The organism is Variovorax trehalosi (assembly GCF_051216415.1).
Taxonomy (GTDB): domain Bacteria; phylum Pseudomonadota; class Gammaproteobacteria; order Burkholderiales; family Burkholderiaceae_C; genus Variovorax.
The window spans coordinates 208233-231722 of sequence record NZ_JBPJZG010000009.1; the positions used below are offsets into that span (position 1 = coordinate 208233).

24 protein-coding genes are annotated in these 23490 nt (G+C 67.0%); 16 read left to right on the forward strand and 8 right to left on the reverse strand.

What is annotated here, in order from left to right; genetic code table 11:
- Positions 1 to 15 precede the first annotated feature (15 nt).
- Genes ACSFA7_RS28915 through thiD form a run of 3 tightly spaced genes read right to left on the reverse strand, consistent with a single transcriptional unit; the run spans position 16 to position 2759 of the window.
- Positions 16 to 501 carry a hypothetical protein gene (locus ACSFA7_RS28915; RefSeq protein WP_435502536.1) on the reverse strand — a complete coding sequence of 162 codons (486 nt, stop codon included), beginning with the start codon at positions 499 to 501 and terminating at the stop codon, positions 16 to 18.
- Positions 502 to 504: 3 nt separating this feature from the next.
- Positions 505 to 1785: a glutamate-1-semialdehyde 2,1-aminomutase gene (gene hemL / locus ACSFA7_RS28920; protein ID WP_435502537.1), complete on the reverse strand. Its 1281-nt coding sequence runs from the start codon at positions 1783 to 1785 to the stop codon at positions 505 to 507.
- 11 nt (positions 1786 to 1796) lie between these two features.
- On the reverse strand, positions 1797 to 2759 hold the full coding sequence (thiD, locus tag ACSFA7_RS28925; RefSeq protein ID WP_206175596.1) for a bifunctional hydroxymethylpyrimidine kinase/phosphomethylpyrimidine kinase: 963 nt from the start codon (positions 2757 to 2759) through the stop codon (positions 1797 to 1799).
- Positions 2760 to 2870: 111 nt separating this feature from the next.
- On the opposite strand from thiD, the gene ACSFA7_RS28930 reads away from it, so the two are divergent.
- From ACSFA7_RS28930 to ACSFA7_RS28955, 6 genes are all read left to right on the forward strand, one after another.
- Positions 2871 to 3041: a rubredoxin gene (locus ACSFA7_RS28930; RefSeq protein WP_435502538.1), complete on the forward strand. Its 171-nt coding sequence runs from the start codon at positions 2871 to 2873 to the stop codon at positions 3039 to 3041.
- Between the two features lie 79 nt (positions 3042 to 3120).
- Complete coding sequence (locus tag ACSFA7_RS28935; protein WP_013543588.1) at positions 3121 to 3519, forward strand: response regulator; 399 nt, start codon at positions 3121 to 3123, stop codon at positions 3517 to 3519.
- Complete coding sequence (locus ACSFA7_RS28940; RefSeq protein ID WP_013543587.1) at positions 3519 to 3884, forward strand: response regulator; 366 nt, start codon at positions 3519 to 3521, stop codon at positions 3882 to 3884. Before ACSFA7_RS28935 ends, ACSFA7_RS28940 begins: the two co-directional genes overlap by 1 nt.
- A 19-nt stretch (positions 3885 to 3903) precedes the next feature.
- Positions 3904 to 4437 carry a chemotaxis protein CheW gene (locus ACSFA7_RS28945; protein WP_435502539.1) on the forward strand — a complete coding sequence of 178 codons (534 nt, stop codon included), beginning with the start codon at positions 3904 to 3906 and terminating at the stop codon, positions 4435 to 4437.
- A gap of 42 nt (positions 4438 to 4479) precedes the next feature.
- Positions 4480 to 6789 (forward strand): methyl-accepting chemotaxis protein, encoded by a 2310-nt coding sequence (locus tag ACSFA7_RS28950; protein ID WP_206175594.1) that lies wholly within the window; start codon positions 4480 to 4482, stop codon positions 6787 to 6789.
- Positions 6790 to 6823: 34 nt separating this feature from the next.
- Positions 6824 to 12817 carry a hybrid sensor histidine kinase/response regulator gene (locus tag ACSFA7_RS28955; protein WP_435502540.1) on the forward strand — a complete coding sequence of 1998 codons (5994 nt, stop codon included), beginning with the start codon at positions 6824 to 6826 and terminating at the stop codon, positions 12815 to 12817.
- 43 nt (positions 12818 to 12860) lie between these two features.
- Here ACSFA7_RS28955 and ACSFA7_RS28960 read toward each other — a convergent pair whose 3' ends face one another.
- Positions 12861 to 14360, reverse strand: a complete 1500-nt coding sequence (locus ACSFA7_RS28960) for a cryptochrome/photolyase family protein (protein WP_435502541.1) — start codon at positions 14358 to 14360, stop codon at positions 12861 to 12863.
- On the opposite strand from ACSFA7_RS28960, the gene ACSFA7_RS28965 reads away from it, so the two are divergent.
- Genes ACSFA7_RS28965 through ACSFA7_RS28990 form a run of 6 tightly spaced genes read left to right on the forward strand, consistent with a single transcriptional unit; the run spans position 14361 to position 18919 of the window.
- Entirely contained in the window at positions 14361 to 14960 is a 600-nt protein-coding gene (locus tag ACSFA7_RS28965; protein WP_435502542.1) for a YqgE/AlgH family protein, read from the forward strand.
- An 8-nt stretch (positions 14961 to 14968) separates the two neighbouring features.
- A complete protein-coding gene (gene ruvX, locus ACSFA7_RS28970; protein ID WP_257863891.1) occupies positions 14969 to 15412 on the forward strand; it encodes a Holliday junction resolvase RuvX in 444 nt (147 codons plus the stop codon).
- A complete protein-coding gene (gene pyrR, locus ACSFA7_RS28975) occupies positions 15409 to 15906 on the forward strand; it encodes a bifunctional pyr operon transcriptional regulator/uracil phosphoribosyltransferase PyrR (RefSeq protein ID WP_435502543.1) in 498 nt (165 codons plus the stop codon). Before ruvX ends, pyrR begins: the two co-directional genes overlap by 4 nt.
- Positions 15906 to 16868 carry an aspartate carbamoyltransferase catalytic subunit gene (locus ACSFA7_RS28980; RefSeq protein ID WP_176659080.1) on the forward strand — a complete coding sequence of 321 codons (963 nt, stop codon included), beginning with the start codon at positions 15906 to 15908 and terminating at the stop codon, positions 16866 to 16868. Before pyrR ends, ACSFA7_RS28980 begins: the two co-directional genes overlap by 1 nt.
- Positions 16865 to 18151 (forward strand): dihydroorotase, encoded by a 1287-nt coding sequence (locus tag ACSFA7_RS28985; protein ID WP_435502544.1) that lies wholly within the window; start codon positions 16865 to 16867, stop codon positions 18149 to 18151. Before ACSFA7_RS28980 ends, ACSFA7_RS28985 begins: the two co-directional genes overlap by 4 nt.
- 21 nt (positions 18152 to 18172) lie before the next feature.
- Positions 18173 to 18919: a lysophospholipid acyltransferase family protein gene (locus ACSFA7_RS28990; RefSeq protein WP_435502545.1), complete on the forward strand. Its 747-nt coding sequence runs from the start codon at positions 18173 to 18175 to the stop codon at positions 18917 to 18919.
- 258 nt (positions 18920 to 19177) lie between these two features.
- Here ACSFA7_RS28990 and ACSFA7_RS28995 read toward each other — a convergent pair whose 3' ends face one another.
- The 3 genes from ACSFA7_RS28995 to ACSFA7_RS29005 form a co-directional block, all read right to left on the reverse strand.
- A complete protein-coding gene (locus ACSFA7_RS28995; RefSeq protein ID WP_435502546.1) occupies positions 19178 to 19867 on the reverse strand; it encodes a site-2 protease family protein in 690 nt (229 codons plus the stop codon).
- Between the two features lie 40 nt (positions 19868 to 19907).
- Positions 19908 to 20279: a hypothetical protein gene (locus tag ACSFA7_RS29000; RefSeq protein WP_206175586.1), complete on the reverse strand. Its 372-nt coding sequence runs from the start codon at positions 20277 to 20279 to the stop codon at positions 19908 to 19910.
- Positions 20280 to 20410: 131 nt separating this feature from the next.
- Positions 20411 to 20818, reverse strand: coding sequence for a nuclear transport factor 2 family protein (locus ACSFA7_RS29005; RefSeq protein WP_435502547.1), 408 nt, complete (start codon positions 20816 to 20818; stop codon positions 20411 to 20413).
- A 75-nt stretch (positions 20819 to 20893) separates the two neighbouring features.
- On the opposite strand from ACSFA7_RS29005, the gene ACSFA7_RS29010 reads away from it, so the two are divergent.
- The 4 genes from ACSFA7_RS29010 to ACSFA7_RS29025 all read left to right on the forward strand — a co-directional run bounded on the left by ACSFA7_RS29010 (position 20894) and on the right by ACSFA7_RS29025 (position 22693).
- On the forward strand, positions 20894 to 21319 hold the full coding sequence (locus ACSFA7_RS29010; RefSeq protein WP_435502548.1) for a winged helix-turn-helix transcriptional regulator: 426 nt from the start codon (positions 20894 to 20896) through the stop codon (positions 21317 to 21319).
- A gap of 59 nt (positions 21320 to 21378) precedes the next feature.
- Positions 21379 to 21906, forward strand: coding sequence for an STM3941 family protein (locus tag ACSFA7_RS29015; RefSeq protein WP_435502549.1), 528 nt, complete (start codon positions 21379 to 21381; stop codon positions 21904 to 21906).
- Positions 21906 to 22433, forward strand: coding sequence for a thermonuclease family protein (locus tag ACSFA7_RS29020; protein ID WP_435502550.1), 528 nt, complete (start codon positions 21906 to 21908; stop codon positions 22431 to 22433). The genes ACSFA7_RS29015 and ACSFA7_RS29020 overlap by 1 nt, the downstream gene beginning before the upstream one ends.
- 68 nt (positions 22434 to 22501) lie before the next feature.
- Complete coding sequence (locus ACSFA7_RS29025; protein ID WP_435502551.1) at positions 22502 to 22693, forward strand: hypothetical protein; 192 nt, start codon at positions 22502 to 22504, stop codon at positions 22691 to 22693.
- A 21-nt stretch (positions 22694 to 22714) separates the two neighbouring features.
- Here the strand turns inward: ACSFA7_RS29025 and ACSFA7_RS29030 are convergent, their stop codons facing one another.
- A complete protein-coding gene (locus ACSFA7_RS29030) occupies positions 22715 to 23470 on the reverse strand; it encodes an MFS transporter (protein WP_435502587.1) in 756 nt (251 codons plus the stop codon).
- Between the last annotated feature and the right edge of the window lie 20 nt (positions 23471 to 23490).

Here is a 23490-nt window from a genome sequence, read left to right on the forward strand (position 1 = left end):
CGGTTCGGTGCCCGCCTATTCGTGGGTGCCGAACCGGTACTTCAACTGGAAGGTGATCGCGCCGTAGAGGCGGTTCCTGATCGTCGGCACGTAGGCGATGTTCAGGCCCCAGTTCTTGCCTTCGATGGCGGCCGTCGGAAGGATCGCCGGGAACCAGTTGCCGTTGCGATAGTTGGGGTAGCCGTCGAAGCCGCCCACCACAGCGCCGAACTTCACGCCGTAGAACTCGAAGGGCAGCACGTACAGCCCGACGTAGTGCGACTGCCTGCGGTCGCTGTTGTGGAACGCACCCGCAGTGATGCGGTAGGTGTCGTTCAGCGGGTACTCGAAGCCCAGGCCGAAGTTGGAATTTTCCAGGCCCTTGCCGCTGTCGAAGTGCGCCGAATAGAAGCCCGGATTGACCCAGATGTTCTTCGGCTCGAAGGACTGCGCTTGCGCCAGGCCGGGTAGAAGAAGAGCAAGAGCAACACTCGATACCGGCAGCAGGCGCAGGGCGTTCATGGACTAAGGCGTTCTGAAAATCTCTCGTGCCGCTTCTATGGTGGCTGCGATGTCGTCCTCCCCGTGCGCTGCGCTCACGAAGCCAGCTTCGTAAAGCGCGGGGGCAATATACACGCCGCGATCGAGCAAGCCATGAAACAACGCATTGAACTTGGCGTTGTCGGTTGTCATCACGGTGGCATAGTTTTGCGGCAGGCCCTTCATGAGGAAAAAGCCGAACATGCCGCCTTCGCTGTCGGCGTTGAAGGGCTGGCCTTCCGCGGCTGCGGCGGCCTTCAGGCCCTCGACCAGCGAGCGCGTCTTCTTGCCGAGCGCTTCGTAGAAACCGGGCTTGGCGATCTCCTTCAGCGTGGCGAGACCGCAGGCCGTGGCCACCGGGTTGCCCGAGAGCGTGCCCGCCTGGTAGACCGGACCCTGCGGCGCAAGCTGTTCCATGATGGCGCGCGGACCGCCGAAGGCCGCCAGCGGCATGCCGCCGCCGATGACCTTGCCGAGCACCGTGAGGTCGGGCTTGATGCCCAGCACGCCCTGCGCGCCGTGCAGGCCGACGCGAAAGCCGGTCATCACCTCGTCGAAGATCAGGAGCGCACCGTGCTTCGTGCAGAGCTCGCGACAGCGCCGGGCGAATTCGGGCGTGGCGCGCACGAAGTTCATGTTGCCGGCGATGGCTTCGATCATCAGGCAGGCGATGTCGTTGCCGTGCAGCGAGAAGGCCTCCTCGAGCTGCTGCAGGTTGTTGTACTCGAGCACGATGGTGTGCTGCACCACCTCGGGCGGCACGCCGGCCGAGGTCGGGTTGCCGAAGGTGGCGAGGCCGGAGCCGGCCTTCACGAGCAGTGCGTCGGCATGGCCGTGGTAGCAGCCTTCGAACTTGATGATGCTCTTGCGACCGGTGGCACCGCGCGCCAGGCGCAGGGCGCTCATCGCGGCCTCGGTGCCCGAGCTCACGAGCCGCACCATTTCCATGGAGGGCACGAGCGCGAGGATGGCCTCGGCCAGTTCGATCTCGCGCTCGGTAGGGGCGCCGTAGGAGAAGCCTTCGAGCACGGCCTTCTGCACCGCCTCGACCACCGCGGGGTGGCCGTGGCCCAGGATCATCGGACCCCAGGAGCCGATGTAGTCGATGTAGCGCTTGCCGTTGGCGTCCCAGAAATAGGCGCCTTGGGCGCGCTGGATAAAGCGCGGCGTGCCGCCGACGGCCTTGAAGGCGCGCACGGGCGAATTCACGCCGCCGGGGATCACGGCGCGGGCGCGCTCGAAGAGGGTGTCGTTCTTGTCGGTCATCAATTCAACAATCAGTGGCGGGTGTCATGGGGAGGCAAGGCGAAATCCTGGGGCGCGTCCGGGTCATCGTCGCCCTCATCGTCTTCGGGCTCGGCCCAGAACAGGCGGTCGGGCAGCACGTGGCCCATGCCGGGGCGGAAACCCGCGTCCAGGCACCGGTCCATGTAGGCGAGGGCTTCGCTCGTGGCGGCCACTAGGTCGGTGCCGCTCGCAAGCAGGGCGGCCAGCGCGGCCGAGAGCGTGTCGCCCGCGCCGGCGAAGACCGCCTCGAGCCGCTCGTATTTCTCGTTGGCGAGCACCGACTGCGGCGAGGCCAGCACGTTGTCGATGAACTGGTCGGGCAGCACCATGCCGGTCACCAGCGTGTAGGGCACGCCGAACTCGCCGGCGGCCTTGGCGATGTCTCGCGCACCGGGCGCTCGCTCGCCGCTCCAGTCCGGAAGCAGCCACCGCCACAGCGTGCTGTGGTTTCCGACCAACACCGTCGTCTGGGGCAAAACGAGCTCGCGAAAGGCGTCCAGATAGGCTTCGATCTGGTTCTCGTCCCACCAGGACAGGTTGGGCATGTAGGCCACGACGGGCACTTCGGGATAGTCGGAGGCGGTCTCGGCGATCGTGCTCAGGGCATCGGGCGTTCCGACGAAACCCACCTTGATCAGCTGGACTTCCACGTCCTCCAGGATGGCCCGCGCCTGCTCGGCGATGGCTTCCTCGTCGAACGCGAAATGGTCGAATATCTCGGCCGTGTCCCGGGCGTAGGCGCCCGTCACCACGGGCAGAATGTGTGCGCCCACCGACGCCATGGCGAGGGCGTCGGCCGCCAGGCCGCCGGCACCGCTCGGATCGCTGGCATTGAAGACCAGCACGCAGGGCGGATTCAGGTCGCGTTCGGCGACCTCTTCGGCGTCCTGCGAGGGGTCGTTAAGATCGCCCGGTTTGCGGGCGTTGTCTGCTGGAAGTAAGTAGATGGTCATACGCCGGGCGGAATCCCCTGGATGGTGGCATAGGCGCGACGTTTATCGCTCGCCAGTGAGATACGCATAGATACACTCGTTGCATTTAATGAACAAGGACTTTAAGCTCCGATGAATACGAAAACTTGGATGTGCCTGATTTGTGGGTGGATCTATGACGAAGCGGTGGGTGTACCGGAAGACGGGATCGCGGCAGGCACGGCCTGGGCCAATGTTCCGATGAACTGGACCTGTCCTGAGTGCGGTGCACGCAAGGAAGACTTCGAAATGGTTGAAATCTGAAGATTGGCATAGGGCTACGCGATCTGCGTCGATGTACGGCGCGGCGGGCATCCAAGTCTCATGAGCAGGAGCGTTTGCAATGGGCCCGAATGGATCAGGTTACAAGGTGCTGGTCATTGATGACAGCAACACCATCCGGCGCAGTGCCGAGATTTTTCTGAAGCAGGGTGGGCACGAGGTTCTTCTGGCGGAAGACGGTTTCGATGCGCTCTCCAAGGTTAACGACCACAAGCCCCACCTGATTTTCTGCGACATCCTCATGCCGCGTCTCGATGGCTACCAGACGTGCGCCATCATCAAGCGCAACGCCCATTTCTCCAAGGTTCCGGTCGTCATGCTGTCTTCGAAAGACGGTGTATTCGACAAGGCCCGCGGCCGCATGGTCGGGTCGCAAGACTACCTGACCAAGCCTTTCACCAAAGACCAACTGCTGCAGGCCGTGCAGCAGTTTGGCATCGTTCAACAGGAAGTGCAGTAATGCCTATTCGAAAAATCCTCGTCGTCGACGACTCCAAGACTGAATTGGTGTTTCTGACCGACCTCCTCCAGAAGAACGGCTTCGCCGTGAAGACGGCCGAAAACGCCGACGACGCGATGCGCCGCCTCGAAGAAGACCAGCCCGACCTGATCCTCATGGACGTGGTCATGCCCGGCCAGAACGGCTTCCAGCTCACGCGCGCCATCGCCCGCGACCCGAAGTACGCGGCCATCCCGATCATCCTGTGCACCAGCAAGAACCAGGAAACCGATCGCGTCTGGGGCATGCGCCAGGGCGCACGCGACTACATCGTGAAGCCGGTCAACGCGGCGGATCTGATGTCCAAGATCAGCGCGCTGGCCTGAGCGGGAGTCGGCTGAGTCCATGGCGAATCGCGACGCACTGAGAGCCTTCCAGTCCCGGCTTGCAAGCCGTCTGCAGGCTGCGCGCACGACAGGCGTGGCCGCGACGTGGCTTGCCGTCGAGGCGGGCGAGGGCAAGTACCTCTTCCCGCTGGGACACGCCGGCGAAATCTTTCCCTGGACGCCGCCGCAGCCCGTGCCCTACACGGCGCCGTGGTTCCTCGGCGTCGCCAACCTGCGCGGCGGCCTCTATGGCGTCGTCCAGCTCTCGGGCTTCGCCACAGGCGGGCCCGGCGCACTGGCCGCCACCGAGGCGGCGCGCATCCAATCGCGGCTCGTTGCGTTCAACGAGCTGCTCGAAGTCAACTGCGCATTGCTGGTCGACCGACTGGCGGGGTTGCGGGGCGCGGAGGCCTTCACGGCCTCCGAACCTCCGGGCGCAGAAGCACCTGCGTGGCATGGGCATCTGTACACCGACGCAGCAGGAGAGCGCTGGCAGGAAGTCAACCTGCAAGCACTCTCGCAGCAACCCCAGTTTTTGAGTATTGGTGCGTAGTGCCTCGGCACGAAGCACTGGCAACCACCTGAAGGACCGACCGTGAGCTCGATCGCCGACAAGTTCAAGAAATTACTGCCCGTGAGCAACGGGAACGACAAGGCCCGCGTCGACGGCTCCGGTTCGATATCGCTCGACGATGTCGATACGGTTCAGGTTCCGGACGAGAAAACCGTGCGCATCGCCAGAAAGGGCGAAAGCGCCTTCGCCGCTGCGCCTGTGCCCACCGGCTTCGCCGATGGCGACGGCCTGGCCGGCGGCGAGAATCCCGACGCGGCGGCGCTCGAGGCCATCCCGGCCGCGGGCCGGACAGGCTCCAGCCAGGCAAAGCAGCAGCGGATCCTGGCCATCCTGCTGGCCGTCACGGTGCTGCTGCTGCTCCTGGTGGCCGGCTCCGCCATTCTTCGCGCGGAACGCCTCGCCCAGCAGGTGGCAGCCACCGGCCAGTCGCTGATGCAGTCGCAGCGTCTGGCGAAATCGATTTCCCAGGCCCTCGTCGGCAGCGCCTCGGCGTTCGTCGAAGTGAAGGACAGCGCCGACGACCTGACGCGCCGCGTCTCGGGCCTGACCAACGGCGACGACGCATTGCGCCTCGAACGCGTGGGCAACCAGTACGACGAGGAGATGAACAAGATCAATCCTCTCGTCGCACGCGCCGACACCAGCGCCAAGGCCGTGCTGGCCCAGCGCCAGATCCTGACCCAGGTGGGTGCCGCCTTGCGCGACATCAACCAGCAGTCGTCCACGCTGCTCGAAATGACGGAAACCGTCGCCTCGCTGAAGATGCAGCAGAACGCCACGCTGCCCGAAATTTCGGCGGCCGGCCAGCTCGTGATGCTGACGCAGCGCATCGGCAAGTCGACCAACGAATTCTTCACGGTCGAGGGTGTGAACCCCGACGCCGTGTTCCTGCTCGGCAAGGACCTGAACACCTTCCAGGAAACCACCCGCGGCCTGCTCGACGGCAATGCGCAACAGCGCTTCCCCGGCTCGAAAGACCCGCAGACGCGCCAGCAGCTCGAAGCCATCCTGAAGACCTACGAGCAGATGCGCACGCAGGCCTCCGCCATTCTGGGCAACCTGCAGGGTCTGGTGGCCGCGCGTGAAGCGCAGGCGTCCATCCTGACCGACAGCGAACCGCTGCGTAAGTCGCTCGGCGACCTGCAGGACAAGCTGTCCGCCCGCACGGGCCTCGGCGCCGGAACGATCGTGCTGCTGTTCGTGCTGTCGCTGGCCGCCCTGGCCCTCGCCGGCGCCATCGGTTTCGTGCAGGTGCGCGAAGGCCGCGAACGCGCCGCAACCGCCGAACGCGAGCGTCTGGCTGCCGAGCAGACTTCGGAAGAAGCCGGCCGCATCAACAACGCCAACCAGGCCGCCATTCTTCGGCTGATGAACGAACTGCAGACAGTGGCCGAAGGCGACCTGACGCAGGAAGCGACCGTGACCGAGGACATCACCGGCGCCATCGCCGACTCGGTGAACTACACGGTGGAAGAACTGCGTTTGCTGGTGGGCAACGTGCAGAACACGGCAACCCGCGTGGCGCAGACGACGTCGCAGGTGGAAAACACCTCGACCGAACTGCTCGCCGCCTCGACCGAACAGCTGCGCGAAATTCGCGAAACCGGTCAGTCGGTGCTGACCATGGCCGAGCGAATCAACGGCGTGTCCACGCAGGCGCAAGAGTCCGCCACGGTGGCGCGTCAGTCGCTGCAAGCCGCATCGTCGGGTCTGCAGGCCGTGCAGAACGCCATCGGCGGTATGAACTCCATTCGCGACCAGATCCAGGAAACTTCCAAGCGGATCAAGCGCCTGGGCGAGTCGTCGCAGGAGATTGGCGAAATCACCGAGCTGATCTCGGACATTACCGAACAGACGAACGTGCTGGCGCTGAACGCCGCCATTCAAGCGGCATCCGCCGGTGAAGCCGGTCGAGGCTTCTCGGTGGTGGCGGAAGAAGTTCAGCGACTGGCCGAACGCTCCGCAGACGCCACGCGCCAGATTTCGGCGCTGGTGAAGGCAATTCAGACCGACACGCAGGATGCGGTGGGCGCCATGGAGCGTTCCACGCAGGGTGTGGTCGAAGGGGCCAAGCTGTCCGACAACGCGGGTACCGCGCTGACCGAGATCGACCGCGTGTCGCGCCGCCTCGCCGAGCTGATCGAGCAGATTTCGCAGTCCGCCTCCCGCGAAGCCGATTCGGCGAACGTGGTGGCCGCCAACATCCAGCACATTTTTGCGGTGACCGAGCAGACCGGTGAAGGTACGCGGACCACGGCCCAGCAGGTGCGGGAGCTGTCGCAGATGGCGGAAGAACTGCGCCGCTCGGTAGCCCGTTTCAAGATTGCCTGACGACAACAGATAGATAAGAACGGCGAGCAACCACGTGTCGATTCAAACCCCTGCCACGGCCCCCATCGCCGGCAACCTGCCGGCCACCGAAGACCTCGGGCCGTTGGCCTGGGTGCTGGGAGAAATCCAGAAATCCCTCGACGGTGTGGGCAAGTCGTTGCGGCGCTTCGTGCGCGACGTGGGCGGTGCAACGGAGCCCGAGAGCGGCCCGCTGCAGATGGCCCGCCAACAACTGCACCAGGCCGTCGGTGCGCTGCAGATGGTGGGACACGCTTCGCCCGCGCTGGTGCTCGGTGCCATCGAATTCGCGGTGCAGGGCTTCATTGCCGAACCGCAGCGCTGCACCGACAGCGCCGTGCTGAAGATCGAGCGCGCCGGCTTCGCCGTGACCGATTTCCTCAGCGCGCTGCTGGCCGGCAAGTCCGTGTCGTCGGTCGCCCTCTTTCCCCAATACCGCGATGTGCTGGAACTGGGCGGCAACGAGCGCGTCCATCCGGCCGATCTCTGGAGCACCGCCTGGCGCTGGGTCGAGGTCAAGCCTGCGCTCACGCAGGCGGCTGTCGCCTATGACCCGTCCGTGCGCTCGCGGCTCGACCGCGAAGTGCTGCAGCTGGTCAAGGCCGGCGACATGCAGGCCGCCAAGAACCTGCAGGGCCTGTGCCTGGGGCTCGGACGCGGCGCGCTGCTGCCCCGCGTCGCCAGCTTCTGGACCCTGGCCGCGGGCTTCTTCGAAGCGCTGTCGCTCGGCCTGATTCCCGCCGACGCCTACGTCAAGCGCGCCGCCACGCGCGTGCTGCTGCAGTACGCCACGCTGGCGCGCGGCGACAGCCTGGTGTCCGACCGTCTTGGCCAGGACCTCCTGTTCTTCTGCGCACAGGCCGTGCCCACCGCCCGCGACGAGGCCGCCACGCTGCGCACCGTGCGCAGCGCCTGGGGCGTGGCCCATGAGCAGCACATCGACTACACCGTCGAGCAGTTCGGCCGCTTCGATCCGCTGGTGCTCACGCAGGCCCGCAAGCGCATCGAGACCGCCAAGGAAATGTGGTCGGCGCTCTCGGGCGGCGACATCACCCGCACGCGCCAGGTGGCCGACACCTTCGCGCAGCTGGGCGAATCGCTGCAGAAGTTGCACCCGCCGAGCCTGCCGATGGTCGAGGCGCTGACGCACGCCGTCGAGGCTTCCGTGAAGTCGGGCCAACCGCCCGACACCGAGCTGGCGATGGAAGTCGCCACCTCGGTGCTGTACCTGGAAGCCGCGCTCGAAGACCTCGATCCCAGCGATCCGCAGCTCACCTCCCGCACGCTGCAGCTCGCGGGCCGCATCGAACGCGTGCGCGCGGGCGGCCATTCCGAGCCGCTCGAGCCGTGGATGGAAGACCTGTACCGCCGCGTGAGCGATCGCCAGACCATGGGCACCGTGGTCGACGAGTTGCGCAGCCACCTGAGCGAGCTCGAGAAGTCGCTCGACCAGTACTTCCGCCGCCCTGCCGAAAAGGGGCTCCTGCGCACCGTGCCGACGCAACTCATGCAGATGCGCGGCGTGTTCTCCGTGCTCGGCCTCGACCAGGCCGCGCTCACCGTGCAGCGCATGCGCGACGACGTCGAGGCCATGCTGATCAGCACCTCGCCCGCCGAGGAAATGGCCGGCTTCGACGCGCTGGGCAACAACCTGGGCGCGCTGGGCTTCCTGATCGACATGCTGGGCTACCAGCCCGCGCTGGCCAAGCGCCTGTTCGTGTTCGACGCCGAAGCCGGCGAACTCAAGCCGCTCATGGGCCGCCAGGCGGCCGACAGCCACGAAGGCGAAGTCGCGGCGCCCGTGGCCGAGCCCGTGCTCAGCATCGACGAAGTCGACGCCCAGATCGCCTCGAAGCTCGCTGCGCTCGCCGCGCCTGCCAAGAAGACCAAGCCGACGCCGCTCGAGGAATTCAGCCGCAAGGCCGCGAGCTGGACCTCCAAGATCACCGGGCCGGGCGCATTGCCCGACACCGAGGTCACCGAGCTCGAGGAAGACGATCTCCAGAACATCTTCCTGGACGAAGCCCGCGAGGTGGTGCACAACGGCCTGGCCGCGATCACTGAGCTGGGCAACCATCCGGACGACATCGAAGAACTCACCATCCTGCGCCGCGCGTTCCACACGCTCAAGGGCAGCTCGCGCATGGTCGGCCTCACCGACTTCGGCGATGCCGCCTGGTCGCTCGAACAGGTGCTCAACACCTGGCTGGCCGACCAGCGTCCGGCCACGCCGGAGATGCTGTCCGCCACCGAGCGCACCCTGCGCGACTTCGGCCAGTGGGTCGAAGCCATCGCCTCGGGCGAATCGCATTCCTGGCAGGCCGGCCCGTTCAGCCGCGTGGCCGATGCGCTGATGGCCGGCGAGCCCGTGCCGCCGCCGGTGCGCGTGGCCGACGCCGAGCAACTGGCCGTGGCCGCCCGCCACATCGCCGCGGAGCCCGAGCTGCCGCCGCTGCCCGACCTGTCGTTCCTGCCGGACCTCCCGGTGCAGGTCGTGTCCGAGCCGCTCCCCGAACTGCCCGCGCTCGAGGAGCCGCAGAAGCCCGTGTCCGCGGACGTGGACGACGATTTCACGTCCACCGACTTCATCGATTTCGAGACGAAGCAGCCCACCTCGCCCGCACCGCTGGCGGCACTGCCCAGCGGAGACGACTTCGATTTCCTGTCGCCCGCGAAGACGCCGGCGCCCGCCGAGCCGGCCGCTGCGCAATTCGTCGAGCCCGAAGCGGGCATCGAGGCCACCGTGCCGACCGCCACCAGCCTGCCCGACTTTGCCTGGGACCTGAACCCGTTGCCTGTGCCAGCGAACGAGCCCAAGGCCAACGACATGGCCCTGCCTCCGCTGGAGGCGTTGCCCGAGTTGGAATTGACCCTCGAGACGCAGCCGGAGCCCGAACCCGTGGCTGCGGTCGAAGCTCCCGCCGAGCCGCCGGCCGTCGTGGCAGAAGAAGAAACGCCGGAGCCTGTTGCCGAACACGAGCCCGTCGAGACGGTGGAAGCCATCGAAGTGACGGAAGCCGTGGAGGTGGTGGAAGAAGAACCCGCCGCCTCCTCCAGCGCCGAAGACCAGGTCAAGGTGATCGGTCCGCTGCGCATCGGCATCGCGCTCTACAACGTCTACCTCAACGAAGCCGACGAATGGTCCAGGCAACTGGCCACCGACGTCGGCGAATGGGCGCTCGAATCGCACGAGCGCCTGCCCGACTCGACCATTGCACTGGCGCATTCGCTGGCCGGCAGCTCCGCCACCGTCGGCTTCCACAGCCTCTCGGGCATGGCGCGCCTGCTCGAATCGGCGCTGCAGCACCTGCAGATGCAGGGCAGCGGCACGCGTGAACAGGGCGTGGTGCTGGTCGCCGCGGCCGACGAGCTGCGCCGCCTGCTGCATCAGTTCGCCGTGGGGTTCCTGCGCGATCCGGCCGAAGGCACGCTGCAGGCGCTGCGCGACATCGCGGCGGCACCCATGCCGCTCGAAGCCGCCGTGCGCAGCGAAGTCCGGCCGTTCCAGCAGATCGTGTCCAGCGACGGCATGGCCGACGTGGCACTGGACGATTCCGAAGACGCCATCGACCTGGCCGATGCGGTCGATGCCGACCTGTTCCCGATCTTCGAGGAAGAGGCCGCCGACCTGCTGCCCCAGCTGGGCGAAGCGCTTCGCCAGTGGTCGCATCACCCCGACGACAGCGCGCCGCGCGCCTCGGTGCTGCGCACGCTGCACACGCTCAAGGGCAGTGCGCGCCTGGCCGGCGCCATGCGCCTGGGCGAACGCGCGCACCGCATGGAGTCCGAGATCGAAGTCCTGGGCTCCCAGGGCGCGGAGCGGGCCGACATCGAAAAGCTGCTGGCCCGCCTGGACGCCCTGCAAGCCACCTTCGACGCGCTGCGCGCGGCCGACGACGCCACGCAGGTCGAAATGGCCCAGTTGGTGGCCGCGGCCACCGCGCCGGTGCCGGCGGTTTCCGTCGCCCAGGTCGCGGCAGCCGATGTCGGCGTGCCCGCGAACGACGAAGAAGCCTTGCCCGTCGAACCGGGCGAAGCTGGTGCGGCCGCCGAATCGGCCGTCACGATGCTGCAGCCGCGCCCGGCGCCCGCCTTGCTCGCGCCACTGCGCGCCGCATCGGGCCAGGCCGTTCGCATCCGCACCCAGCTGCTCGACCGCCTGGTCGCGCAGACCGGCGAGGTCATCATCACGCGCTCGCGCCTGGAAGCCGAGCTCGGCCAGCTGCGCGGCTCGCTCTCCGACCTCACGGGCAACCTGGACCGCCTGCGGCAGCAGCTGCGCGACATCGAGGTGCAGGCCGAAAGCCAGATGCAGTCGCGCCTGGCGCAAGCCAAGGACTCGCAGCAGAGCTTCGACCCGCTCGAATTCGACCGCTTCACCCGCGTGCAGGAACTCACGCGCATGATGGCCGAGTCGGTGAACGACGTGGCCACCGTGCAGCGCACGCTGCAAAAGACGGTGCAGGCGACGGAAGACGATTTGAGCGTGCAGGCACGCCAGACCCGCGAACTGCAGCGCGGCCTGCTGCGCACGCGCATGGTGGAGTTCGAAGGCATCTCCGACCGCCTCTACCGCGTGGTGCGCCAGGCATCGAAGGACACCGGCAAGCAGGTGCGCCTGGACATCGTCGGCGGCTCCATCGAAATGGACCGAGGCGTGCTCGACCGGATGACGCCCGCCTTCGAGCATCTGCTGCGCAATTGCGTGGCGCACGGCATCGAGGATTCGGCGGCGCGCGAGAAGGCCGGCAAGGAAGCCAGCGGCCTCATCGTCATCGACCTGCACCATGAAGGCAACGACGTCTCGGTGAGCTTCCGCGACGACGGCGCCGGCCTCGACCAGAAACGCATCGCCGAGCGCGCCCGCGCACTCGGGCTGCTGGCGGGCGACCAGGAACTCACGCCGGAAGAAGCCACCGAGCTGATCTTCAAGCCCGGCTTCTCGACGGCCGGACAGGTCTCCGAACTGGCAGGCCGCGGCATCGGCATGGACGTGGTGCGCGCGCAGATATCGGCGCTCGGCGGCCGCATCGAAACGCACAGCACGGCCGGCCAGGGCACTACCTTCAAGCTGGTGTTGCCGCTGACCACCGCCGTGACGCACGTGGTGATGCTGCGCGCCGGCGAGGTGTCGATCGGCGTGCCGTCGAACCTGGTGGAACTGGTGCAACGCGTGGCCGGCACCGACCTGGAGGCGGCCTACCTGCACAACAGCCATCCGTTCGGCAGCGAACAGGTGCCGTTCTACTGGGCCGGCGCGTTGCTGCAGGCCTCGACCCGCAGCGAGCATGCCGGTGCCAAGAACAACACCCTTGTGATCGTGCGAAGCGCGGCACAGCGCGTTGCGCTGCACGTGGACGAAGTGCTGGGCAACCAGGAAGTCGTGGTCAAGAACCTCGGCCCTCAACTCGCGCGGCTGCCCGGCCTGGCCGGCATCTCGGTGCTGGCCTCGGGCGCGGTGGCGCTGATCTACAACCCGGTGGCGCTCGCGGCAGTGCACGGCGAACAGGCGCGCCAGCGCCAGGCCGCCGCGCTTGTGGCGTCGGCGCACGCAGCTTCGGCCACGGCCGACCAGGGCGCGCCGCAGGAGCCGATGCCGGTGCTGGCCCCGGTGGCGCCGCAGGTGCCGCTGGTGCTTGTGGTGGACGACTCGATCACTGTGCGCCGCGTCACGCAGCGCTTGCTGCAGCGCGAAGGCTATCGCGTGTCGCTCGCGGCCGATGGCCTGCAGGCACTCGAACGCCTCCAGCAGGAGCGTCCGTCGGTGGTGCTGTCGGACATCGAGATGCCGCGCATGGACGGCTTCGACCTGGCCCGCAACATCCGCGCCGATGCCGCACTGGCCGAGCTGCCGATCATCATGATCACCTCGCGCATCGCCGAGAAGCACCGCGACTACGCGCGCACGCTGGGCGTGAACCACTACCTGGGCAAGCCGTACTCGGAAGAGGAACTGCTGCGCCTGGTGCGTGCGTACACCACCGAGCCGACGCTCGCGGCTGCCGCCTGACGCGCTCCGGCGCGCTCCAAAAAAAGGCCCCTCGGGGCCTTTTTTATTTCTGCAGCGCCTTGGCCCGTGCCACCCCGTAGCGTTGCAGCGTCTTCTCGCGTGCCTCGGCATGGTCCACCACGGGCATCGGATAGGTCTCGCCGAGCTGGATGCCCGCGGCCTCCAGCTCCACCGGCGACGCCATCCACGGCGCATGGATCGCCGCGTTCGACAGCCCCGCCAGCTGCGGCAGGTAGCGGCGGATGAACTTGCCCTCGGGGTCGAAGCGCTCGCTCTGCGTCACCGGGTTGAAGATGCGGAAGTAGGGCTGCGCATCGCAGCCGCTCGAACTCGCCCACTGCCAGCCGCCGTTGTTGGAGGCCAGTTCGAAGTCGTTCAGGTGCAGCGCGAAGTAGCGCTCGCCCCGGCGCCAGTCGAGCCCCAGGTCCTTGCACAGAAAGCTCGCCACCACCATGCGCAGGCGGTTGTGCATGTAGCCGCTCTGGTTGATCTGCAGCATGGCCGCATCGACCAGCGGGTAGCCGGTGCGGCCTTCGCACCAGGCGTCGAAGAGCTGGTCGGCGTGCTTGCCGTGGTGCCACTGGATCTTGTCGTACTCAGGGCGAAAGCTCTTCGATTCGCCGCCTTTGTGCACATGCGGGAAGTGCGTGAGGATCTGGAAGTAGAAGTCGCGCCAGATCAGCTCGCTCAGCCACGTCGCCGCGCCGGCGTTGCCCTGCAGCGAGAGCTGGTGCGCCACGTTCGCCACCTGGCGAATCGACACCGTGCCAAAGCGCAGGTGCACGCCCATGTAGCTGGGGCCGCGCACGGCCGGGAAATTGCGCGCTTCGTCGTAGCGGTCGATGCGCTCGAAGAAATCCTCGAACAGCACGCCGGCGCCGAGCGCGCCGGTCGGTATCTCCAGCGTCCCGAGGTTGGTCTTTTCGAAGCCCAGCTCGCCCAGCGACGGCATCGGCTCCCGGTAGGCCTGCGGCGGCGGCACCAGCGCATCGGCGTGGCCGCGCACCGGGTAGGGCTTCAGGAAGAACGAATCCACCTTCGCGAGCCAGGCGCGCTTGTAGGGCGTGAACACCGTGTAGGGCTGGCCGGTCTTGGTCATCACCTCGTCGCGGTCGAAGACGGTCGAGTCCTTGTAGGTATGGAAGGCGATGCCGGCGTTGGCCAGCGCGCCGAGCACCTTGGCGTCGCGCTCCAGCGCATCGGGCTCGTCGTCGCGGTTGGCGAACACGGCCTGCACGCCGAGGTCGCTCGCGAGCGCGGGGATTTCCTGCACCGCGTGGGAGTGCCGCACGATCAGCCCGCCGCTCAGGGCGCCCAGCTCCGCCTGGAGTTCCAGCAGCGATTCGCGGATGAATTCCAGCCGCCTGTCAGCGGTGGGCAGCCCCTCCAGGATCGCCTTGTCGAACACGAAAACGCAGACCACCTGGCGGCACGCCCGAAGGGCCCGGTAGAGCGCCGCGTTGTCGTCCACCCGGAGGTCGCGGCGGAACCACATGAGCCCCTTGGGGTAGGTCTTGTCGACGGCCAGTAAAATGGGTGGCATATGGCCGCCGATTCTGCCCCGATGAACCTCACGCATCACTTTTTGATAGCGATGCCCGGGATGGAAGACAAAACTTTCAACCGCAGCGTCGTGTACCTCTGCGAACACAGCGAGCGCGGTGCGCTCGGCCTGGTGATCAACAAACCCAGCGACATCAACCTGAAGGTGCTGTTCGAGAAGATCGAACTCCACCTGACCCGCCCCGAACTGGGCGAAGCCCCCGTTTTCCAGGGCGGCCCGGTGCAGACCGAGCGCGGCTTCGTGCTGCACGAACCCGTCTTCGCCCATGCCGAGAAGCCCGAGGAATCGGTCTATGCCTCGACCATGACCATCCCCGGCGGGCTGGAGATGACCACCTCCAAGGACGTGCTGGAGGCCCTGGCCACCGGCGCGGGCCCCCGCAAGGTGCTGGTCTCGCTGGGCTATTCGGCCTGGGGCGAGGGCCAGCTGGAGTCCGAACTGGCCGAGAACAGCTGGCTTACCGTGAGCGCCGACCCGGCCGTGATCTTCGATACGCCGATCGAGCAGCGCTACGACAAGGCGCTGATGCTGCTGGGCCTGGAGGCCTGGAAACTGTCGCCGGAAGCGGGCCACGCGTGAGCGCCGTCATGCCAGACGCTCCAGCCCCAGCTCCCGCCAATTCTTCCGTTCCCGTTCCGGTCCCTTCCCATTTCCAGACCTTCCTGGCCTTCGACTTCGGCCTGAAGCGCACTGGCGTGGCCAGCGGCAACCGGCTGCTTCAAACCGCCACCCCGCAGGCCACCATCAAGGCCGAGGGCGATGCCCGCTTCGCGCAGGTCGAGGCCCGCATCAAGGAATGGCAGCCCGACGCGCTGGTGATCGGCGTGCCGTATCACCCCGATGGGGCACCCCACGAGAACACCCGCCGCGCGCAGAAGTTCGCGCGCCAGCTGCGGGGCCGGTTCAATCTGCAGGTGTTCGAGGTCGACGAGCGCTACAGCACCACCGAGGCGCTGTCGTCCGGCGCAAGAGACGCCGATGCCGCCTCCGCCTGCATCATCCTGGAGCAATTTTTGAGGAGTCTCCCGTGAGTTCAATACCCGATGCCGAAGCGCTCTACACAGGGCTGCTGGCCGGCGTGAAGGCGCTGCTGCGCCCTGAAACGAAACTGGTCGGCATCACCTCCGGCGGCGCCTGGCTGGTCGAGCGGCTGCAGAAAGACCTGGGCCTGGCCGGCGCGCCCGGCGTCATCTCCTCGGCGATGCATCGCGACGACTTCGCGCGCCGCGGCCTTTCGGCCAGCGCGCAGACCGCGCTGCCTTTCGACGTGAACGGCACCGATGTGCTGCTGCTCGACGACGTGCTCTACACCGGCCGCACCATCCGCGCGGTGCTCAACGAGCTGTTCGACTTCGGCCGCCCGGCCTGTGTGCGGCTCGCCGTGCTGGTCGACCGTGGTGGCCGCGAACTGCCGGTAGCGGCCGATTTCGCGGCCGCCAAGCTCACGTTGCCCAACACCCAGCTCCTAGCGCTCGCCCGCGCCGACGACGGCGCCTTCAGCCTCAAGGTGGAGGAAAGCAAGTAATGCTCTACAAGCGAAATCCGCAGCTCAACAAGAACGGCGAGCTCATCCACCTGCTGTCGATCGAGGGCCTGCCCAAGGACATCGTCACGCACATCCTCGACACCGCCGCCAACTTCACGAGCGTGAGCGACCGCGAGGTGAAGAAGGTGCCGCTTCTGCGCGGCAAGAGCGTGTTCAACCTGTTCTTCGAGAACAGCACGCGCACCCGCACCACCTTCGAGATCGCGGCCAAGCGCCTGAGTGCCGACGTCATCAACCTGGACATTGCGCGCTCCTCGGCCACCAAGGGCGAGTCGCTGCTGGACACCATCGCCAACCTGAGCGCCATGGCGGCCGACCTGTTCGTGGTGCGCCACAGCGAGTCGGGTGCGCCCTACCTGATCGCGCAGCACGTGGCACCGCACGTGCATGTGGTGAACGCCGGCGACGGCCGCCATGCGCACCCGACGCAGGGGCTGCTCGACATGTACACGATCCGCCACTACAAGAAAGACTTCTCGAACCTCACGGTCGCGATCGTCGGCGACGTGCTGCACTCGCGCGTGGCGCGCTCCGACATCCATGCGCTCACCACGCTCGGCTGCGCCGAAGTGCGCGTGGTCGGCCCCAAGACCCTGGTGCCCGGCGACATGGCCGGCATGGGCGTGCGTGTGTGCCACACGCTCGAGGAAGGCATCAAGGACTGCGACGTGATCATCATGTTGCGCCTGCAGAACGAGCGCATGAGCGGCGCGCTGCTGCCTTCGTCGCAGGAGTTCTTCAAGACCTACGGCCTCACGCCAGAGAAGCTGCAATTGGCGAAGTCGGATGCCATCGTGATGCACCCGGGGCCGATCAACCGCGGCGTGGAGATCGACTCCGCCGTGGTCGACGGCAAACAGAGCGTGATCCTCCCGCAGGTCACCTTCGGCATCGCAGTACGCATGGCCGTCATGAGCATCGTGGCAGGGAACGAAGCATGAGCAGAACACTGATCACCAACGGACGCGTCATCGACCCCGCCTCGGGCACGGACAAGAAGACCGACATCGCCATCGCCGACGGCAAGATCGCCGGCATCGGCAACACGCCGGCCGGCTTCAAGGCCGACCGCACCATCGACGCCGCGGGCTGCGTCGTCGCACCGGGTCTCGTCGACCTCGCCGCGCGCCTGCGCGAGCCGGGCTACGAGCACGAAGGCATGCTGGAGAGCGAAATGGCCGCGGCCATCGCGGGCGGCGTGACCAGTCTCGTGTGCCCGCCCGACACCGACCCCGTGCTCGACGAGCCCGGCTTGGTCGAGATGCTCAAGTTCCGCGCCGAAAAGCTGCAATGCGCGCGTCTCTTTCCGCTCGGCGCGCTCACGCGCAACCTGGCCGGCGGCGTGCTCACCGAGATGGCCGAGCTCACCGAGGCCGGCTGCATCGGCTTCAGCCAGGCCGACGTGCCGCTCGCCGACACCCAGGTGCTGCAGCGCGCGCTGCTCTACGCGAGCACCTTCGGCTACACCGTGTGGCTGCGCCCGCAGGACCGCGACCTCGGCAAGGGCGTGGCCGCCAGCGGCCCGCTCGCCACGCGCCTGGGCCTCTCGGGCGTGCCCGTGTCGGCCGAGACGATTGCCATCTTCACCATCGTCGAACTCATGAAGAGCACCGGCGCGCGCGTGCACCTGTGCCGCATCTCCAGCGCCGCGGGCGTGGCGCTGGTGCGCGCGGCCAAGGCGCAGGGGCTGCCGCTGACCTGCGACGTCAGCATCAACTCGCTGCACCTGGCGGACACCGACATCGGCTACTTCGACAGCCGCGCGCGCCTGAACCCGCCGCTGCGCCAGCAGGGCGACCGCGATGCGCTCTCGGCCGGCCTGGCCGACGGCACCATCGACGCGCTGGTGTCCGACCACACGCCGGTCGAGGCCGATGCCAAGACGCTGCCCTTCGCCGAAGCCGAGCCCGGCGCCACCGGCCTCGAACTGCTGCTGCCGCTTGCGCTGCAGTGGGGCGAGCGCAGCGGTGCGGGCATCGCGCGGGCCATTGAGGTCATCACTTCCGCGCCGGCGCGACTGCTGGCCACGGCCGACGCGGGCACCGGCATCGGGCGCCTCGTCGAAGGCGGCGTGGCCGATCTGTGCGTGATCGATCCGACGCTCGAATGGCAGGTCGAGCCCGATGCGCTCAAGAGCCAGGGCAAGCACACGCCGTTCGCCGGCTACCCGGTGCAGGGCCGCGCGCGCCACACGCTGGTCGCCGGCCGCGTCGTCCACGGTTAAGAAGAAGGAAACCCGCCCTCCATGGTTCATTCGCTGAAGGCCTGCTGGCGCCTGCTGCACGCGGTGGGGCATGCGCTGGCCGGGTGGTGGACGATCCGCTTCACCTTTCCCGGCCTGTCGCAGGCCGAGCGCAATGCGCGCGTGCAGGAATGGTCGCGCCGCATGCTCGAGATCATGGGCATCACGCTCAAGGTGCAGGGCACGCCGCCGCCCGCAGGGCCGGTGCTGCTCATCAGCAACCACCTCTCGTGGCTCGACATCACCGCCATCCATGCGGCGCGCCACGTGCGCTTCGTGTCGAAGGCGGGCGTCAAGCACTGGCCGCTGATCGGCACGCTCTCCACCGGCGCGGGCTCGCTCTACATCGAGCGCGAACGCCGCCGCGACGCGCTGCGCGTGGTGCACCACATGACCGAGGCGCTGCGTGAGGGCGACCTGATCGGCGTGTTCCCCGAAGGCACCACCAGCGACGGCCGCGGGCTGCTGCCGTTCCACGCCAACCTGCTGCAGGCCGCGATCTCTTCAGGCGCGCCGGTGCTGCCAGCCGCGCTGCGCTTCGCCGATGCCGCCACCGGCGAGACCAGCCAGGCCCCGCGCTACATCGACGACGACAACCTGATCACCTCGCTGTGGAACACGCTGCGCGCGCCACCGCTGCTGGCCATCGTGCGCTTCGGTGAGCCGCAGGATTCGCACGGCCGCGAGCGCCGCGCCTGGGCGCAATCGCTGCATGAAGACGTGCAGCAACTGCGCCGCGAGACGCACTGAGCTGCCTCCCAAAAAAAGCGCCCTTGAAAGGGCGCTTGAACGGCGCACGGATGCGCCGCGAGGAGGAATCGGAAATCCCTGGTGGTCAAAGAATGCCGAAGACCTTCAGTCCGATGATCACGATCAGCGGTACACCGCAGAGCCAAAGAATGATGCTTTTCATGATCGAGGTCTCCGTGAGGTAAGTAGGCCTCTACATTCGCCGTGCATTCGGCCGGCGCTTGCGGGAGAAGGCAAACCGTGCGCGTGGGCGCCTGCCTACAAGCCCTGGACGACGAAGAAGCCGATCGCCACCAGCCAGGAGAGCGCCAGCGCCACGCAGAGCCACAGGCCCCATTCGGTGAGCCTCTGGCGCAGTGGCGAGGCGTCCTCGTGAAGGTCGCGCTTCAACAGGGCGAGAAGCGCCTGCCCGCCGTTCATCGCGGGCAGCGGCAGCAGGTTAAACGCGGCGAGCTTGGCGGCGACCATGCCCACGAGCGGCACGAAGCCCTGCTGCGCAGCGAAGGCACGGGCGCCGTCGATCAGCCCCTGCGCGGTGCCGAGCGGCGAGAGCCCGCCGGCCACGATCTGCACGAAGCCATGGCCGACGCTGGCCAGCGCCGAATCAGGGTGAAGGAGCAGCGCGACCAGCGCGAGCGATGCGGCGCCTGCCAGCGGCAGGAGCACCTGCACCGCGCGCGGCTTGTGGTTGAAGGCGTCATCGACATGGCCGTGCTCGACGGGTGCCTCGTCGGTCGTGTCTTCGGACCGCGTGTCCTTGAAGGTGACAGCGCCGCCGAAGGGCAACACGCGGAGCTGGAAGATGCCGAGAGAAAACAGCACCGGCCCGAAACCCAGCGAAACCCGCCGGACCGCAATGCCCAGCCAGTGGCCGAGGGCCGCCATGACAGAGACATGGAGTGCCGCCAGCAGGGCGATGGCAGCAATGAACTTCAGCGCGACGAGCATGGCCCACGGATGGTAGCGGGCCCTCGCGGCGAAAGATCAATCAGTCGCGATCTTCGTAGTAGCGCCGATGCTGCTCGCGCTCCCACTGCCGGCGGCGCCATTCACGGCGCTCTGCACGGCGTTCTTCCCAGCGTTCGGCGCGACGCTCTTCCCAGCGGGAGCCCGGCTCGTAATAGACAGGCGCGGGCGTGGAATAAACCGGTGCCGGAGGCTGGTAGTAGGTCGGTGCCGGCCGTGAGTAAACGGGTGCGGGCTCGTAGTAGACCGGTGCCGGTTGGCCGACGACCAGGCCGGGCAGGTTGACGCCGACGGACCAGTGGGTCTCCGCGTTGGCTGCTGCACCGGCGAACAAGGCGCCTGCGGCCACGATGCCGGCGGCGGCCAGCTTGAGAACGGTTCGGGGAATGGACATTTCATCTCCTGAAGCGGGCGGAAAACAGCCCGGATGAGACCTCCAACGCCCGTCCGCACGAGCTCGCTCACATCGCCAACGTGAAGTACCGTTCCCAAATGTCACGGGGCTTGGCGAATGAATGAAATCTTCTACCCCCAAAACGCATCCTCCGCCGCCTGGTCTTCGGAAAACAGCCACACCTCGCAGATGCGCCCATCTTCGATGCGCAGCACGTCCACCCCCGACATCGCCATCGACGCCCCCGGCTTCTCCGCGCGAAAGTGCAGCGGCGTTGCAACCTTGTCGCCCTGCGCCATCAGCGGCCCGACGCTGTCGATGCGAAAGCTCCCGCCGCTGCGCTCCATGAAGCGCCCCAGCAGCGCGTAGACGGCCTCCTTGCCCCGGTGCGTGCCCGAGAGGCTGCCGTTGCCCGGCTGGTGCCAGACGATGCCGTCCGCGAAAATCTTGCCGACCGCATCGAAGTCGCCCTTGGCGACGGCGTCGAAGTAGCTGCGGACGAGTTCGATATTTTTCTGTGAAGTGGTGTTCGTGTTCATGGCGCGGACAATAGCCATCGGCATCCCCTCCCGCAAGAACGCACCCCAACGTGCCCAAGGCACTCAAAAGTGACCATGGACGAACAACAAGACCTGCAACGACCCAAGGCGCCTGCGTGGAACCCATACCTCGCCACCTGCCCGACGCGGCAGGTGCTCGACTGCATCGCCGACAAATGGGCCGTGCTGGTGCTCGGGCTGCTGCTGGGCGGAACACACCGCTTCGGCGAACTGCGCCGCGATATCCAGGGCGTGTCGCAGAAGATGCTCACGCAAACGCTGCGCTCGCTGGAACGCGACGGCATCGTGCGCCGCGAGGTCTACGCGACCGTGCCGCCGAAGGTGGAGTACTCGCTGACGACGCTGGGCGAATCGCTCGCGACCACGCTGGACGAGCTGCGCCTCTGGGCGGAGCGGAACATCGAGGACGTGCTCCGGCATCGGGAGACGTTCGATGCGGCAGCGGGGGAAGGTCTCCCGGCGCCAATGAAAAGTCGTTGAGTGGCCGCGGCTTCGTTCATTCATTCATTCATGCCACACCATCTCTGGACCTGCTTCACATGACCATGACTCCTGTCGTCATCTACCCCAGCCGCCTGCGCGTCAGCCTGCTCCTCGTGGCCGCCGCCCTGTTTGTTGCGGGAGGCATCTGGCTGCTGATGTACCCCATCCGAGGTGACGAGGTCATGGGCTGGGTGATCGGCTGGGCAAGCATCGTCTTCTTCGGCGCGGTCGCGCTGTTCGCGTTGAGCCGGCTCGTCTCGAGAAAGCCGGCGCTCACCATCGATCACACGGGCATCACCGACAACGCGTCGGGGCTGTCGGCCGGTTTCATCCCCTGGTCCGACATCGTCGATGCGCAGATCGTGAATTTCCAGCAGCAGAAGTTTCTCGGGGTGTCGTTGCGCAACCCGCAGGACTATCTGGCCAAGGCGTCTCCCTTCAAGCGCATGTTGATGAAGGCCAATTCGTCGCTGGTGGGCTATGTCATCAACATCCCCCGGATCGCGTTGCCCGTGACCCTGGAAGAAGTACTGGGGCACATCGAGGGCTTCAGGCGGGCAGATGCGGATGCACCTCGCGTGTGATGGAGGCCGCGCATCGGGCACAGGCAAGCCTGTGCGCTCTTCTTTTCATCGGCCTGCTTTCGCTGCCGTTGCCGGCTCGGGCAGACCCGCAGGCTTGCCTGGTGGTTGCCGTCAGCGAGGGCGACGTGTTCACCGCGCGCTGTGGCGCGGCAGGAAATCATGAACAGATCAAGGTGCGCATCGCGGCCATCGATGCACCGGAGATGGACCAGCCCTTCGGGCTGCGCGCGCGCAATGCGCTGCGCGATCTTTGTCACGGCGAGACGGCGAAGATCGATCCGATCACCATGGATCGACATGGCCGCACGGTGGCCTATGTCGAATGCCGCGAGCAGGATGCTGCGCGGTACATGATCACCCGAGGCCTCGCCTGGGTGGACCCCCACAGCGACGGGATCGAGGCTGTGCCGCTCTACAAAGCCGAGGCCGTGATGCAAGACGCAAGAGTGGGGCTGTGGCGCGATCCCCATGCGGTAGCGCCGTGGCAATGGCGCAGCCGCAAGGCGCAGCGCGCAGGTAAACCTTAGTTCGGGTATCCCGCGCAGGGACATTCCCGAATTTGCCCCGCGGTGCGCATTGCTGAATGATGGCCGCCATGAAAGAGATCCGCCTGGGCTGGTCGCTCGACGTCAGCCACCTCAAGCATCAGATTCAGGCGGCCGCGAGCTGGAAGCGCGAAACGGCCGCGCTGCGCCGCGATCTGGAGATCATGGTCGAGGTGGGCAACGAGGTCTTCGGCGAAGGCACGCACTGGATCGAGGAGCGGACGGTGCCCGATCCCCGATGAATGGCGATATCAAGCTCGGGTTCAGGCTTGCAGCTCCGAGAGGCTTCCATGCGCCCGCGCTCCCCTGCGCGCGATGATCGCATGCGTCGCCTCCGCCAGCACCAGCGCCGCCAGGATCATGGCCGCGCCGATCAGGCTGAGGTAGTGCCTGTCGATGAACAGCAGCACGAGCCCGCCCAGCATGCTCGAGCAGGCGAGGCCGCCGTAGGTGGCCGTGTTGTTCAAGGCCAGCAGCAGCGGGGCCACCTTGGGTGCGATCTTCACCAGCCGATGCTGCTGCGGCACGATGACGGCCCAGCCGCAGAAGCCCCACAGCACCAGCGAGACGACGGTGCCCGCCATGGACGCCGAAGCCCACGGCAGTGCGCAGAACACGGCGATGGCGATCGCGAGAGACGCATTCATCACGCTGCGGCTCCCGAAGCGGTCCACGAGCCGGCCGGCGAACAGGTTCCCCACGGTGGCCGACACGCCCCAGACCAGCAACACGGTCGCGAGGGTTCGCTCGCTGCCGCCCGTCGCGCGATCCAGCACGAGGCCCGCATAGGTGTAGACCATCAGCAACCCGCCATTCGCGGACACGTTGAGCGCGACGACCAGCATCGGCTTGCGCGGCCATCCGCCGCCCACCGCCGCCGTCACTGGCGCGAGGATGGCGAACGACAGCGCATATACCGCCACCATCTGGCCGGCCAGGCTGACGGAGGTTCCAAGCGAAGAGGCCACGCTGGGCAGGATGCCGGCAACGACGAAGTTGTCGGTGCCCATGGCAAACATGCCGAGGGCGAGAACGATCA